The organism is Hydrogenovibrio sp. 3SP14C1 (assembly GCF_029625905.1).
GTDB lineage: Bacteria > Pseudomonadota > Gammaproteobacteria > Thiomicrospirales > Thiomicrospiraceae > Hydrogenovibrio.
Window position 1 is genome coordinate 1 of the sequence record NZ_JARTLM010000307.1, and the last position, 239, is coordinate 239.

The following is a 239-nucleotide window of genomic DNA, read 5'->3' on the forward strand; positions in this document are numbered from 1 at the left end:
CACCAGCAGCACCAACACGGCTAACCCGACCAACATGCGCCAGCGGTACTGTGAACGAGTGGCATCGTGCAGTGGCGTGTTGAGATCGGCCAGGATGCGCCAGCGGCTGACGGCAACGATAATCGCCGCCGCGTTGCCCAGGGTAGCAAACAGGAACAGCGCGCGATAATTTTCGGTCAGTTGGAAATAGCCGGCTACGGTAAAGCCGACAAAGAACCCCAGGTTCATCCCGGCGTAGT

1 pseudogene is annotated in these 239 nt (G+C 59.4%); it reads right to left on the minus strand.

Annotated elements, in window-relative coordinates:
- Positions 1 to 239: pseudogene (locus tag P8629_RS12640) on the minus strand (hypothetical protein); the annotation flags it as partial.